14 protein-coding genes are annotated in these 13,910 nt (G+C 41.2%); 12 read left to right on the top strand and 2 right to left on the bottom strand.

Features of this window, described 5'->3' with window-relative positions:
• Nucleotides 1–49 precede the first annotated feature (49 nt).
• The 4 genes from AC0VYO_RS15410 to pheA all read left to right on the top strand — a co-directional run bounded on the left by AC0VYO_RS15410 (nt 50) and on the right by pheA (nt 3,325).
• Entirely contained in the window at nt 50–583 is a 534-nt protein-coding gene (locus AC0VYO_RS15410; protein ID WP_226614537.1) for a Spo0B C-terminal domain-containing protein, read from the top strand.
• 9 nt (nt 584–592) lie between these two features.
• Entirely contained in the window at nt 593–1,876 is a 1,284-nt protein-coding gene (obgE, locus tag AC0VYO_RS15405) for a GTPase ObgE (protein WP_194219403.1), read from the top strand.
• Between the two features lie 126 nt (nt 1,877–2,002).
• Complete coding sequence (locus AC0VYO_RS15400) at nt 2,003–2,452, top strand: ACT domain-containing protein (protein WP_194219404.1); 450 nt, start codon at nt 2,003–2,005, stop codon at nt 2,450–2,452.
• A gap of 9 nt (nt 2,453–2,461) precedes the next feature.
• Nucleotides 2,462–3,325 (top strand): prephenate dehydratase, encoded by an 864-nt coding sequence (pheA, locus tag AC0VYO_RS15395; RefSeq protein ID WP_194219405.1) that lies wholly within the window; start codon nt 2,462–2,464, stop codon nt 3,323–3,325.
• A gap of 70 nt (nt 3,326–3,395) precedes the next feature.
• On the opposite strand, the gene AC0VYO_RS15390 is transcribed toward pheA, so the two are convergent.
• Both AC0VYO_RS15390 and AC0VYO_RS15385 read right to left on the bottom strand, forming a co-directional pair.
• Nucleotides 3,396–3,941 carry a transcription repressor NadR gene (locus AC0VYO_RS15390; RefSeq protein ID WP_370314245.1) on the bottom strand — a complete coding sequence of 182 codons (546 nt, stop codon included), beginning with the start codon at nt 3,939–3,941 and terminating at the stop codon, nt 3,396–3,398.
• A gap of 40 nt (nt 3,942–3,981) precedes the next feature.
• A complete protein-coding gene (locus tag AC0VYO_RS15385) occupies nt 3,982–5,106 on the bottom strand; it encodes an IscS subfamily cysteine desulfurase (RefSeq protein ID WP_475365549.1) in 1,125 nt (374 codons plus the stop codon).
• 123 nt (nt 5,107–5,229) lie between these two features.
• Between AC0VYO_RS15385 and nadB the strand changes: the two genes are divergently transcribed.
• The 8 genes from nadB (at nt 5,230) to AC0VYO_RS15345 (ending at nt 13,852) form a co-directional block, all read left to right on the top strand.
• Nucleotides 5,230–6,780, top strand: a complete 1,551-nt coding sequence (gene nadB / locus AC0VYO_RS15380) for an L-aspartate oxidase (RefSeq protein WP_475365548.1) — start codon at nt 5,230–5,232, stop codon at nt 6,778–6,780.
• Nucleotides 6,734–7,576 (top strand): carboxylating nicotinate-nucleotide diphosphorylase, encoded by an 843-nt coding sequence (gene nadC, locus AC0VYO_RS15375; protein WP_430244046.1) that lies wholly within the window; start codon nt 6,734–6,736, stop codon nt 7,574–7,576. Before nadB ends, nadC begins: the two co-directional genes overlap by 47 nt.
• Nucleotides 7,573–8,676: a quinolinate synthase NadA gene (gene nadA / locus AC0VYO_RS15370; RefSeq protein WP_475365547.1), complete on the top strand. Its 1,104-nt coding sequence runs from the start codon at nt 7,573–7,575 to the stop codon at nt 8,674–8,676. Before nadC ends, nadA begins: the two co-directional genes overlap by 4 nt.
• 187 nt (nt 8,677–8,863) lie before the next feature.
• Nucleotides 8,864–10,750 (top strand): SafA/ExsA family spore coat assembly protein, encoded by a 1,887-nt coding sequence (gene safA / locus AC0VYO_RS15365; RefSeq protein ID WP_475367773.1) that lies wholly within the window; start codon nt 8,864–8,866, stop codon nt 10,748–10,750.
• Nucleotides 10,707–11,645: a phosphotransferase gene (locus AC0VYO_RS15360; protein ID WP_475367772.1), complete on the top strand. Its 939-nt coding sequence runs from the start codon at nt 10,707–10,709 to the stop codon at nt 11,643–11,645. Before safA ends, AC0VYO_RS15360 begins: the two co-directional genes overlap by 44 nt.
• A 77-nt stretch (nt 11,646–11,722) precedes the next feature.
• Nucleotides 11,723–12,349, top strand: a complete 627-nt coding sequence (locus tag AC0VYO_RS15355; RefSeq protein ID WP_404681463.1) for a YhcN/YlaJ family sporulation lipoprotein — start codon at nt 11,723–11,725, stop codon at nt 12,347–12,349.
• 114 nt (nt 12,350–12,463) lie between these two features.
• Nucleotides 12,464–13,213, top strand: a complete 750-nt coding sequence (locus AC0VYO_RS15350) for a YebC/PmpR family DNA-binding transcriptional regulator (protein ID WP_475365544.1) — start codon at nt 12,464–12,466, stop codon at nt 13,211–13,213.
• A gap of 102 nt (nt 13,214–13,315) precedes the next feature.
• Entirely contained in the window at nt 13,316–13,852 is a 537-nt protein-coding gene (locus AC0VYO_RS15345) for a BofC C-terminal domain-containing protein (RefSeq protein WP_430244061.1), read from the top strand.
• Nucleotides 13,853–13,910 lie beyond the last annotated feature (58 nt).

Below are 13,910 nucleotides of genomic sequence, written 5' to 3'. Positions count from 1 at the left end.
GATCTATTGTTATAATGAAGGAAATGGTTAGAGCATTGGGAGTGCAATTATGTCTAAAAATTGGAATACCTTTGACGTTCTGCGCCATTCTCGTCATGATTGGTTAAATCGTTTGCAGCTGATCAAGGGAAACCTTGCGCTGGATCATGTAGACAGGGCAAAGGAAATTATCGAAGAAATTATTATCCAGTCGAGACAGGAAGCAAAATTATCGAATTTAAATGCTCCGAAACTTGCAGAATATATATTAACGTTTAACTGGTGTAACCATTTATTTCAGTTGGATTTTGAAGTGATCGGAGACGAGTATGATATTTGCGTTTATGAAGCGGATCTTATCGAGTTAATCTCTCGATGTACAACAGTGCTTGATTCTCATGTGAAAGTTCCATCAGATCATCACTTGTTATTAACGCTTCAGTTGTACCACGAAGAAATTCATCTTGTTTTTGATTTTCAAGGTGAAGTTTCCGATCAAAACAAGCTCAAGCTGGCGTTCGAAAATCCTGAGGTGAAAAGCGCTAAATTGATTGAATTAGAGCAAACGGGTCAGGAGCTAGTTAGCACGTTTTTGATTAAATGAGGTGAAAGTATGTTTGTAGATCAGGTCAAAGTATTTGTTAAAGCAGGCGATGGCGGAAATGGTATGGTTGCCTTCCGTCGAGAGAAATATGTACCGGATGGCGGTCCAGCAGGAGGCGATGGAGGAAAAGGCGCAAGCGTCATTTTCGAAGTAGAAGAAGGTCTTCGTACGCTTATGGATTTCCGTTACAATCGTCATTTTAAAGCCAAAACAGGTGAGCATGGTCGCTCGAAGAATCAGCATGGCCGTAATTCAGAAGATATGGTTGTAAAGGTCCCACCTGGTACAATTGTATCTAATGCGGAAACGGGAGAAGTTATTGCGGATCTAACTGAGCATGGGCAACGAGCAACTGTAGCGCGTGGCGGTCGAGGCGGACGTGGGAATTCACGTTTTGCATCACCTTCTAACCCGGCACCAGAGCTTTCAGAGAATGGTGAACCTGGGGAAGAAAAAGATGTTACTTTAGAGCTTAAGGTTCTAGCTGATGTTGGACTTGTTGGGTTTCCTAGTGTAGGTAAGTCAACGCTTCTATCCGTAGTATCAGCAGCGAAGCCCAAGATTGCAGCATACCATTTTACAACGATTGCACCCAATCTAGGTGTTGTTGATACAAAAGATGGACGCAGTTTCGTTATGGCTGATTTACCTGGATTAATTGAGGGCGCTCATGAAGGCGTTGGCCTTGGCCATCAGTTCCTTCGACACATTGAACGAACACGAGTTATCGTTCACGTCATTGATATGTCTGGTATGGAAGGGCGAGACCCTTATGAAGACTACTTGAAGATCAATGATGAGTTAAAGCAATATAAAATGCGTCTAATGGAACGTCCGCAAATCATTGTCGCTAATAAAATGGATCTTCCAGATTCTGAAGAAAATCTTGAAATTTTCAAGGAAAAGCTTGAGGAAGATTTCCCGATTTATCCGATTTCTGCTGTAACGCGACAAGGTGTCCAGGAAGTATTGTTTGAAATTGCAGACAAGCTTGAGACAACACCTGAGTTCCCTCTTGATGAAGAGAAGGAAGAAGAGACTCGCGTGATGTACCGTCACGAAAAAGGTGCACCTGAGTTCTTTGTAACGCGTGATAGCGACGGAACATTCGTTGTTAACGGACCACGAATTGAAAAGCTATTCAAGATGACAGACTTTAACCGAGAAGACAATGTTCGCAGGTTCGCGCAACAAATGCGTAGCATGGGAATTGATGATGCGCTAAGAGAGCGTGGAGCTGAGGATGGAGATGCGGTTCGAATTCTGGAGTTCGAATTTGAGTTCGTAGACTGATAAACGGAGAAGACTGTCCTCATGGAAGGGCGGTCTTTTTTTACATAGAGCTACATGAACATAGCAAACCTGTGAATGGTATACGATTATCGGTCGTAGCTGGCCGCGATAGAGGAGAGGGGAAGAATGAGCAAAGACGATAAGAATTTTTATCTCGTTCGGGAAGATGTCCTATCTGATTCGATGTTGAAAACGCTGCAAGCCAAGCTTCTTCTTGAAAGTGGCACTGTGGAATCAGTTCGAGAAGCCATTGATGAAGTTGGCGTAAGTCGGAGTGCATTCTATAAATATCGTGACACAATCTTACCGTTTCATACGATGATCATTGAACAGATCGTAACGCTCTCGGTTCATTTGGAAGATCGTTCAGGAGCGCTTTCTAGAGTGCTTAGCACAGTAGCCTCACTTGGTTGCAATTTATTGACGATTAACCAGACGATTCCCCTACAGGGCTATGCTACGGTTATTTTAACAATGGAAATTGGTGAAACAAACTTACGCTTAAGCAATTTACTTGAGAAAATTAAAGACATCGAAGCCGTAAACAATGCTGAAATTATTGGATCTGGAGCATAGGGGGAGAAAATGGATAATCAAAAGAAGATAGGTTTTCTTGGACCAGAAGGAACTTTTACAGAAATCGCAGCAAAAACGTTATTTCAAGACGAGGATCGGACACCTTTTCCTACGATTCGCGCATGCCTTGAAGCAGTAGAAAATGGTTCTGTTGACTATGGCGTTGTTCCTCTAGAGAATACGATTGAAGGCTCCGTTAATATGACGCTTGATCTTCTTTCGCAGCAAGTTTCACTTCCAATCGTAGGAGAGCTTGTATTGCCAATTCGACAGCACTTACTGATCCATCCTGATCAAAACGATTGGACAAAGATTACTCGAGTTCTTTCGCATCCGCACGCGATAGCCCAATGCCATGTTTTTCTCCAAAAGGAGTTAGCTCAAGCTGAGCTTAGTAATGCAGCGTCTACAAGTGCTGCAGCGGAATATGTGCAGAGTACCGGAAAGATCGAAGAGGCAGCAATTGGTAATGAGCTTGCTGCAGAAAAATACGGATTAACCATTGCACAGGCTGACATACATGATACAGAAGATAATGATACTCGCTTTCTTGTTTTACATCAAACGGCTGAACCACTCCCGAGAACTAACCTATTTCGGGAAGACCGCGTCACTTACAAGATTATTCTTCCTTCAGATTATCCTGGAGCCCTCCATCAAGTGCTTGCGGCATTTGCATGGCGTAATCTCAATTTAACGAAAATCGAGTCTCGCCCAATGAAAACAGGACTTGGTAACTATTTCTTTATTATTGATGTCGAACGTCCTAACCGCGATGTACTCTTAAAAGGTGTAATGGAAGAAATTCAAGCGCTTGGTATTGGTATTTCTGTATTAGGAGAGTACCCCTGCTTTGTTGTAACGAATAAATAGCGATAGGAATGCAATAAAAAGGAACGGCATCTGAGCCGTTCTTTTTTATTGGAAAATAAAGTTTTTAGAATTAGTCCTGTTCTAAAAGAAACCCTTCGTGTTTTAATGCGTTGATAACAGCCTCAAGCTGTGATTTAGAGTTTGCTTCGATTGTATGAAGATGAACACCAGAAGTAAGCTCGGACAAAAGAGAAGCATTTGTCATAGAGAGCTTAGAAAGAAATTGATCTGCTTCAAAGCGATTTCCAACGTAAAGTGAAGCTGTTAAGTGTCCATAAAGAGGATGCTCAACGGTGACGTCTTTCACAGTCCCTCCGTTATCAACTATTGTATAGAGTTCATTCTTTGTATCTTCTGGTAAATGCTTGCATGCAATCACTTGTTCTTGCTTTGTATCTTTCCGATCTGAAGAGAACATGACATATCCTTGGGAAGTAGCGATAATCGGTTCATTTCTTGCTTTTAACAAAGAAATATCCTGGACAATCACTTGTCTGCTGACATTGGTTCGTTTTGATAAATCACTTCCTGTTAAAGGCTTTTCGCTCTCTTTCAGCCATTGAAGAATGAGTAACCTCCTGTTCTCACCCAGTATTTTTTCTCCTTCTTGTCCCACTATTGAAAACTCCTTTCGAAGACCACGATGTGTACCCTTATTATATCTTTGTTACGGAAGTGCGTGTAAGGATTTCATTAAATACGTCTGCTATTTTCTCTATTTCTTTCTGTGTAGTTCTTTTTCCAAAGCTTATACGAATTAACTCTCTAGCTTCATCATCCGATCTTCCCATTGCTCGCAATGTCTTTGAAGCCTGCTGTTGGCCAACTGAACAGGCTGATCCAGTTGAAATAGCAATTCCTTTGCGATTCAGCTCTAGCATGACATATTGTCCTTCCATCCCTTTGATTCGAAGTCCGATAATATGTGGTAGTCCTTGCTCTCCCTCGATGACAATATTCGGATGAGTAAGTTTATTCACGAGGTAGGCACGTAAGTTTGTATATTTTGTTTGGTTCGAGTTCAACGCATGAATCGTTTCTTCTGCTGCTGCAGCAAAGGACATAATGCCTGGAACATTTACGGTACCAGGGCGAAATCCTTTTTCATGAACGGTTCCGGGTAAATTCTGCCTCCATGCTAAAGACGGTGCAATATAGCATGCACCGACACCTTTTGGTCCATATACCTTATGGGATGAAACGGATAATGCAGAGATATGCATCTCCTTGACATTAATCGCGATTTTGCCGAAAGCCTGTACCGCATCTGTATGGAAAAGAATGTGACGCTTCGCAAGTTCTTCTCCGATTTCTTTCATTGACTGAACGGATCCTATTTCACTATTGCCAAAGGCGACCGATACTAAAATCGTGTCTTCACGAATAGTCTTTAACAATTCACTAAGTAATACATGCCCATTATGATCATAAGAAAGATATGTTACCTCATATCCTTCCTGTTCTAGCTGAGAGAATGTATGCAAAACGGAAGAATGCTCTGCAGCACAAGTAATCAAATGTCCTTTAGCATACATTTTTACTAAACTTCTAAGAGCAAGTATATTTGATTCTGTTCCACCAGATGTAAAATAAACTCCTGATGGTTCGCCATTTATGTGAGAGGCGATTGAACTACGCGCAGCTTCTAGTAAATGAGAAGCGTTGGTGCCAGCATCATGAGAACTTTGTGTATTTGCATAGAAATGCTGTGCGGCATGAGTATATGCCTCAATTGCAGCTTCTGACATCGGTGTTGAAGCTGCGTAGTCTAAATAAATCATTTTAATCTCCTCGCTTATATTCTGTCTTGTTATTTATTTAAATATATGTAAATATAGGTGTCAAGACACATGTTAATTTACTTTGGTGTAATCTCCATATTGTTCAGCGAGAGAAGGGATTTCATGAATCAGCTAAAAACAGATGTATTAGTAATTGGAAGTGGCGTGAGTGGATTGATGGTGGCCGAACTTCTTTCGGCGCAAAAGAATGTGACTATTATCACAAAGTCTAAGTTTGGACAAAGCAATTCAATGCTTGCACAAGGAGGAATTGCCGCAGCTACAGCTGATGAAGACAGCTGGACAAATCATTTTTTTGATACGATTCGTGCTGGGGTTTTTCATAATAATGAAGAACTAACGGAACTTTTGGTCAGAAAAGGACCAGATCAAATCGATCAGCTCATAAACTTAGGGGTTCATTTTGATCAAGAAGCTGATGGAAAGTATAAAAGGTGTAAAGAAGGAGCTCATAGTGTTTCACGTATTTATCATTCTGGGGGAGATGCGACGGGGAGAGAAATTGTTTTAACGCTAATGAAGCGTGTTCAAAGAAAGTGTACGATCATTGAGCATCATCAAATCGTTGACTTAACAATGAAAGATGGGCAGTGTATTGGAGCTGAAGCGATCAATCAAGAAGGTGAAAGAATGCTTATTAATGCAGCGTACACTATTCTCGCTACCGGAGGAGCGGGGCAACTTTACCCTGTTACTTCAAATGAACTATCAATAACGGGCGATGGTCTTGCGATGGCTTATCGTGCCGGAGCCGTTCTAGCCGACCTAGAATTTATGCAGTTTCATCCTACAATGTATGCAGGAGACACCGAGCAATCGTTCCTTATTTCAGAAGCTGTCCGAGGAGAAGGCGGCATTTTAGTAACGGTTGAAGGCAAGCGTTTAATGGAAGGTAAGCATGACCAATTAGATCTCGCCCCAAGAGATGTCGTTGCGAGAGAGATTCAACAAGAGGCTTCGACTGTATACCTTGACATATCAAAGGTTTCACAGTTTGAAGAACGATTTCCAACAATCGCTAAGCAGTGTCAAAGTCATGCCGTAAGATTAGCTGAGGGACTCATTCCCGTGAAACCAGGCGCCCATTTTCTTATGGGCGGAGTAATGACGGACCAGGTTGGTAGAACATCCATAGAAGGTTTATTTGCTCTTGGTGAGGTCGCTCATACAGGTGTGCACGGTGCTAACCGTCTTGCAAGCAATTCTCTTTTGGAGGGAATTGTATTTGCTAGTGAAGCGTCGGAGTGGATTCTTCAAAATAAACGGAACGTTACGGAAGGTAAATTGGAGAGCTCACATTTTCAACTTCATGAACCTTTGTTAACAACAAATGAGTTAAAAAACATAATGGAGCAACATGTAGGAATGGTGAGAACAAGTGATGGGTTAGCTTACTCGCTAAGAATGCTTCAGCTGGATGAAATGAGGCTAGTTGAGGATTTAAAAATAGAGTCAATCGAGCGATACAATATGTTTCAGGTAGGGTGGTTAATGGCAACTTCAGCTTTTCTTCGTGAAGAAAGCAGAGGAGGGCATTATCGCGCAGATTATCCAGATCAGAAGCAAGAGTGGAAGCAAAAAAGAATACTCAGGGGGATATATTACGATGATTGGGCTGAAAGTCAAAAAAGATCTCGAACAGTTTTTTATTGAAGACATTGGAAATGTTGATTTATCAAGTGAGTTGTTATTTCGTTCAGAGGATCAAGCTGAGGCGTTATTTGTAATGAAAGAGGCTGGCGTTTTTTGTGGGCATCAGGTAATCGAGACCGGGTTTGAACTTCTTGATCGGGATATTTGTGTCGAGGTTTACGTCGAAGATGGCGATCACGTTCAAACTGGTGAAGTAATTGCTTCTGTGAAAGGAAATGTTCGCACAATATTAACGGGAGAACGGGTTGTTTTAAATATGATACAGCGAATGAGCGGTATTGCAACGATGACTTCTCATGCTGTGGAAATTTTGGGGGATTCATCGATTCGGATCTGTGATACACGCAAAACGACGCCTGGGTTAAGAATGTATGAGAAGTATGCAGTAAGGAGTGGAGGAGGATTTAATCATCGAATGACACTTGATAGCGGGGTAATGTTAAAAGATAATCACATTGCCCAGTTTGGTAGTATCGAACAGGCTGTAGCACATGTGAAAGGTCGCTTAGGGCATATGACCAAAATTGAAGTTGAGACGTCATCTGAAATAGAAGTTCGTCAAGCGGTGAATGCGGGAGCAGATATTATTATGTTTGATAATTGTTCTCCTACAGAAGTCTCTTCATACGCGCAGTTAGTACCTGACCACATTATAACTGAAGCTTCTGGGGGCATCACGCTTAAGAACCTTGCAACTTATCGTGATTCAGGTGTTCAGTTTATTTCACTCGGCTGCTTAACACACTCTGTTAAAAGCCTTGATATTAGCTTACGAATGAAAGGGGAAGAGAAATGAGTATTTTAGATGCGTTGAAGCGATCGAACGGACTTCCTGATCGATACAAAGAACTATCAGATCAAGAGATGGTAGAAAAAATCACAGCGATTAAAGCAGAGATGGGGGATCGTTTGTATTTACCTGCCCATCACTATCAAAAAGATGAAGTCATTCAATTTGCAGATGATACCGGAGATTCACTTCAACTTGCCCAGCTTGCCGCTCGGAATAAGAAGGCAGAAGCAATAGTCTTTTGTGGTGTTCATTTTATGGCCGAAACAGCAGATATTTTAACTGAAGAAGATCAAACGGTTATTTTACCTGATATGCGAGCGGGGTGTTCGATGGCTGATATGGCGAATATTTATCAAACTGAACGTGCTTGGAGCCATCTCATTAATCTTTTTGGAGAGACCATTCTCCCCCTAACTTATGTAAATTCAACGGCAGCTATTAAAGGATTCGTTGGAAGAAACGGAGGGGCAACTGTTACATCTTCAAATGCTGTAGCAATGGTTGAGTGGGGTTTTACTCAAAAAGAACGTATCCTATTTTTACCTGATCAGCATCTTGGGCGGAATACAGCTTACGACCTTGGTGTTCCACTTGAAGCGATGGCAGTGTGGGATCCAATAACGGATACGCTTGAATATAAAGGAGATTATGATGCAATTAAGGTGATTCTTTGGAAAGGTCATTGTTCCGTCCATGAAAAGTTTACAGTTCAAAACATCGCACAAATTCGAGAGAATGATCCTGATATGTCCGTCATTGTTCATCCAGAATGCAGTTTTGACGTTGTTAAACGTTCTGACTTATCAGGATCTACTAAAATGATTATTGAAACCATTGAGGAAGCAGAGCCAGGTACGAAATGGGCAATCGGAACAGAAATGAATCTTGTGAATCGGATCATTCAACAACATCCAGATAAAAGAATTGTTTCTTTAAACCCAAATATGTGTCCTTGTCTTACAATGAATCGAATCGATATGCCCCACCTTCTTTGGGCGCTTGAAGAAGTACAAAGTGGAAAGAAAACGAATCAAATAATCGTTGATCAAGAAACATCTTTCTACGCAATTAAATCATTGAATCGAATGCTTGATCGAGCATGATGGATAAGGAATCAGACTTGATGTTTGATTCCTTTTTTTATTGAAGAGAGAGACACTATACATAGCTACACTTACTCCTGCATATTAATGTGATGATCTTATCCTTTAAAAAAGGTAGCAATCTGCCCAGTCACGCATACACTGTACTGAATTTCATTGTACTGATTACAGGAGGGAGTTTTTTAGCTTGAAAATACATGTCGTTCAAAAAGGCGATACTTTGTGGAAAATCGCTAAAAAATATGGTGTTGATTTTGAACAACTAAAAGCTGTTAATTCACAGCTTAACAATCCTAATATGATTATGCCTGGTATGAAAGTGAAAATACCATCTGGCGGTGTTCCGGTAAAGAAGAAGGAAATGCCGATTAAAGAAATGAAAAAAGAAATGCCTAAGAAAAAAGAAAAGCCAATGATGAAGCCGAAAGAGAAGCCTTCAATGACAATGCCGATCAACAATGAATTGAATATGAACATGAACATGAATATGAACATGATGCCTCAAGAAGAGAAGCCTAAAAAGGTTAAGCCAAAAGAAATAAAGCCTGAAAAGAAAATGAAGCCTATTGAAAAGAAGGCTGAGAAGAAAGTAGAAGAGAAAAAGGCAGCTGCGAAGAAACCTGTTGAGAAAGCGAAGAAAGCAGAAAATTTATTCTATCCAATGAATGACGAAGAAGTGCTGAGCGAATTTGAATCCTCATCAATGGAAATGCCCCCACCGCCAATGAACCAGGGCTATCCTAATAATGTAGCGGGTGCAACGAATTATGCGAACAAAGAATACAATGGAGGTTACCCGGGGTATCCAACTTCTGTAGGCGGAGCGCATATGGGCTTCCCTAACAACCAGAATATTGCTGGTGTATATGATGGTTATGGGAACAAAAGTAATCAAAATGCCTCTCCAGGAGAAGTGGCTGGGATGTATCAAGGCTATGGAAATAAAGGTGGCTATCCAGGTTCAGTTGCAGGAGCAGAAATGAATAATTACGGCCATAAAGGAGAGGAAAGCTCTGAAGTAGCTGGGGCTTATGAAGGGTATGGTCAGCCGAATTTCGGTGCGCCTTCTGGGAATGTAGCAGGCGCGTATAATCAAGGTAACGGCTATCCTAATCAGAATGTAGCAGGCGCATATCAATATGGAAATAAAAGTTCGGTCGGTGGGGCCAATAAAAGTAATTATGGAATGGGCGAAGAAAGTTCAGATGTAGCAGGAGCAAGCTACGGTCATAAAGCCAATCAACAAATGTCAGGCTATCCAGGCTCAGTAGGTGGCATGCAATATGATGGGAATCAGGGTTACCCAAATCAAAACGTAGCGGGTGCGTATGATGGTTATGGGCACAAAGATAACAATGGTGGGTACCCAGGCTCAGTAGGTGGCATGCAATATGATGGGAACCAGGGTTATCCAAATCAAAACGTAGCGGGTGCGTATGATGGTTATGGGCACAAAGATAACAATGGTGGGTACCCAGGCTCAGTAGGTGGCATGCAATATGATGGGAATCAGGGTTACCCAAATCAAAACGTAGCGGGTGCGTATGATGGTTATGGGTACAAAGATAACAATGGTGGGTACCCAGGCTCAGTAGGTGGCATGCAATATGATGGGAACCTGGGTTATTCAAATCAAAACGTAGCGGGTGCGTATGAAGGTTACGGACACAAAGGGAACAATGGTGGATACCCAGGTGCTGTAGCAGGTGCAGCTTCCGGTTATCCGCAAATGAATATGGGCTACCCAAACGTCGCAGGTGCTTCAATGAATGGGAATGGTATGCCATCACCTTATGGCCATAAAGGAAATGAAGAATATCCTGAAGCTGTAATGGGAGCTTATGGCTATCCAAATGAGAACGTAGCAGGCATGATGATGCCTCCGGGTTATCCGAACCAGCCAATGGTATCACCTTATCAACAGCACGACTGTGGATGTGGTGGGAATCCGAACGTTTCACCATATCACCAAATGCCGCAATATGCGAATCCGGGATTTGTTCAGGGAGCGAATAAAGCGCCAATGATGGATGATTACATGGGCATGGAAAGTAGCTATGCAGAATCACGCTAAGGAAAAAGAGGACGGTATCCTGGAAAGGGTACGTCCTTTTTTTCTTCATTTAGAACGTGTTAATTCATTTGTTTGGAAGGGCAGATTGATTACTGGCGTATCGGTTTATATGAAAGGATCTGTAAAAAAGGAAACGTTAAGAAAACAAATACACCTCTCACATCACTGTTCAGATTCTTTTATTACTTTCATTCCATTTCCAGATGGCGATTGGCTTAAGGAAGACGGGGGAGTATATTTTGCCTGTATGAAAACAATGGAGGGACGAACGCTCAATTACTCATTGAAAGAAGATCGGCTTTTAGCGATTGAGAAAGTAGCACACTTTCATCAAGAAAGTATAGGATTAGTCAGTAAGGATATTTTTCCCGTATCACTTACTCGTAAGTGGACGAACCGTTTAATTCGCTTCAAGAATGAAGTAGGATCTTCTCTAATATCTGCAAATGAAAAACAATTCATTCAGTATTATATTTCTGTAGGGGAAGAAGTCATTTCGGGTATGACACCGATCGAAGAATTGGAACGAAATGCTCTCCGTGATAAATGCATTGTTCACGGCGACCCCGCACATCATAATTTTATCTTTCGTACGGATACATTATTATTGATTGATGGTGACCTAGCGAACTATGCCCCTCATGAATATGACTTTTTGCAGTTAATGAATCGAATGCTGCCTCACTCTAACTGGTCACTGGATGAATGGTCACGATCTCATATCCCGACTGTTCGACATTGCTTAGAGAACCCTTTGTTGTGTAGGCTTCTAGCCTATCCTGCCGATTTCTACCGAGAATGGTTGATGAATCCAAATGGAAGAAGTGCCCTATTAGTTAAAATGAGACAACAAAACAACCTTAGATCACGGTTTATTAATTCGATTCTGAAGTAGGTCCCTGTGTTACCTAGAACTAACAGATTAAAATGATAAGCCTCCTCACATTCTAAAGGTGAAAGGAGGTTTTAAATATGAAGAAAACAGTCTTGACGCTTTCAACGATGATGCTCGCAGGTGGTTTGATCGGCTGTACAGCTGATAATGAGGCGATGGATACGCGTTATAACGACTCCGCACGTCCAATTGGTTACTACACGAGTGAAGATAATAACGGTGATTACCGTGAAGGTGCAGTAACGGATATGATTGATCGTGACTATTCAAACGGAGTTAAGGCCCCTGACAAAAAGCAAATCGATAAGCGAAATGGCATGAATGGCCCTGGATATATGCGTACAGATAACAATTATTCAGGTTATGATAATGAGCTTTCTACACGACTAGCTAAACGAATCAATAAGCTTAAGAACGTGGATGATGCTCGAGTTATCGTATATGGTGATCAAATTATGATTGCCGTTGATACAAACGACCAAAACGATGCAGATGTTAAAGACAAGGTTCGCAGCGAGGTAGCAAAAGTAACAAAGCAAAAGAATGTGTCAATTTCAACAGATGAAAATGTGTTTGGTCGAATGGGCGATGTTAATAACCGTCTCGAAGATGGAGATGGTTTTGAAGAGGTACAGGCAGATGTGAATGGCATATTAGATGACATCGGAAATGCTGCAAAACGTCCATTTGAAAACAATAAATAATAAAAATAACGAGCGGGCAGTAGCCTGCTCGACTACATATGCAAAACTCTTTTCGGAGACTTGAGCCCTATGATATAGTTGGGAAATCAGTTCATTTGAAAGGAGTTCTCTTAGATGGCAGGACATTCCAAATGGAAAAATATACAGCGTAGAAAAAACGCTCAAGATGCTAAACGTGGAAAAGTATTTATGAAGCTAGCTAAGGAAATCTTTGTAGCTGCCAAGCAAGGAGGGGGCGATCCGGAAACGAATCCCTCATTAAGGCTTGCTGTGGACAAGGCTAAATCATCAAATATGCCTAACGAAAACATTGATCGAGCAATTAAGAAAGCTACAGGGGATTTAGACGGTGTTCAATATGATAACGTGACATACGAAGGATATGGCCCAGGTGGTGCCGCCATTATGGTTCAACTACTTACCGATAATAAAAATCGAGCTGCAGCAGATGTGCGTCATGCCTTTAGTAAAAATAAAGGGAATATGGGCGAAAATGGCTGTGTTTCATTCTTATTTAACCGAAAAGGTCTCCTTGTGATCGATCGTTCCGAAAATGATCTCGATGGAGATGAATTGATGCTTCAGGTTATTGAAGCCGGGGCTGAAGAAATGGAAACAAATGAGGATGCTTATGAGATTTATACCGATCCCCAGGAATTCCAAGATGTAAAGCACCAATTACAAGCGAGCGGATTAAGTTTCTCTTCCACTGAAGTCACGATGATTCCAGAAACGTATGCTCCACTAGAAGATGAAGATGGGCTTCATATGTTAAAGCTAATTGATATGCTTGAAGATAACGATGATGTGCAAGATGTTTATCATAATGCTGAAATAAATGATGATGTTTATGATCAATTGTGAGCTACAGTTTTTCTGTAGCTTTTTTTGATGCATATTCCTCAATAAAATGGAAACGCTAACGGCATGAACTTCTTGAAAATGGAAGAAAGGTGTTGGAAACATATGAAAAGCCTTTATCCACTCCTTCTATTAGGTATACTTCTTGTTCTTGGAGGAACATCGGCCGTGGCTTATGAAGGAGATGGCATATCACCGGTTACAGGAACCAAAACTCAAGAAAAAGGACCACTAGTTGTTGAAGTTGTATTGAGAACAAATTATGCGGACGGTGTTTCAACGAACCAATCTGTATATGAAACCATATGGGCAATGGAAGACTTTTGGAGTCAATACGCTGATTGGCAACTTGTAGATCAAGAAGAAGGACGAATGATATTTGAACGGAATCTAGAAGATATTTCGCCTGCGAGTAAACAAAATGGACATTTTGGATTAACAGAGGATGGCATTCTTACGATATTTGATGGAATTCCGGCAGAAGAGAAAGTCATTCAAACATTTTTTCAAATTGATGTAGGAAAGCTAGAAAGTCAAAGAAGAGAGCAGCTTATGGAAGGAATTCCAGTAGAGTCATGGTATCAGTTTGAAGACGTCATCCAGTCTTTTTCTAAAATTAAAAAAGAAGAACCTGTCCAGTAAGGGCAGGTTCTTCTTTTGATTTAGACGCTTATCTCCGTTTCTAAACGCTCGTCTCCGC

The organism is Anaerobacillus sp. 63XJN7_4_ISO-PGPR-S23-413 (assembly GCF_056173725.1).
This window is presented reverse-complemented; position numbering and strand designations above follow the sequence as displayed.

What these genes read in the sequence shown, in the direction of transcription:
- nadC (WP_430244046.1), top strand. Translation starts at nt 6,734, where the DNA reads ATGATTGGGCTGAAAGTCAAAAAAGATCTCGAACAGTTTTTTATTGAA.
- AC0VYO_RS15400 (WP_194219404.1), top strand. Translation starts at nt 2,003, where the DNA reads ATGAGCAAAGACGATAAGAATTTTTATCTCGTTCGGGAAGATGTCCTA.
- pheA (WP_194219405.1), top strand. Translation starts at nt 2,462, where the DNA reads ATGGATAATCAAAAGAAGATAGGTTTTCTTGGACCAGAAGGAACTTTT.
- AC0VYO_RS15345 (WP_430244061.1), top strand. Translation starts at nt 13,316, where the DNA reads ATGAAAAGCCTTTATCCACTCCTTCTATTAGGTATACTTCTTGTTCTT.
- AC0VYO_RS15355 (WP_404681463.1), top strand. Translation starts at nt 11,723, where the DNA reads ATGAAGAAAACAGTCTTGACGCTTTCAACGATGATGCTCGCAGGTGGT.
- obgE (WP_194219403.1), top strand. Translation starts at nt 593, where the DNA reads ATGTTTGTAGATCAGGTCAAAGTATTTGTTAAAGCAGGCGATGGCGGA.
- AC0VYO_RS15410 (WP_226614537.1), top strand. Translation starts at nt 50, where the DNA reads ATGTCTAAAAATTGGAATACCTTTGACGTTCTGCGCCATTCTCGTCAT.
- nadB (WP_475365548.1), top strand. Translation starts at nt 5,230, where the DNA reads ATGAATCAGCTAAAAACAGATGTATTAGTAATTGGAAGTGGCGTGAGT.
- AC0VYO_RS15360 (WP_475367772.1), top strand. Translation starts at nt 10,707, where the DNA reads ATGATTACATGGGCATGGAAAGTAGCTATGCAGAATCACGCTAAGGAA.
- nadA (WP_475365547.1), top strand. Translation starts at nt 7,573, where the DNA reads ATGAGTATTTTAGATGCGTTGAAGCGATCGAACGGACTTCCTGATCGA.
- AC0VYO_RS15385 (WP_475365549.1), bottom strand. Translation starts at nt 5,106, where the DNA reads ATGATTTATTTAGACTACGCAGCTTCAACACCGATGTCAGAAGCTGCA.
- AC0VYO_RS15350 (WP_475365544.1), top strand. Translation starts at nt 12,464, where the DNA reads ATGGCAGGACATTCCAAATGGAAAAATATACAGCGTAGAAAAAACGCT.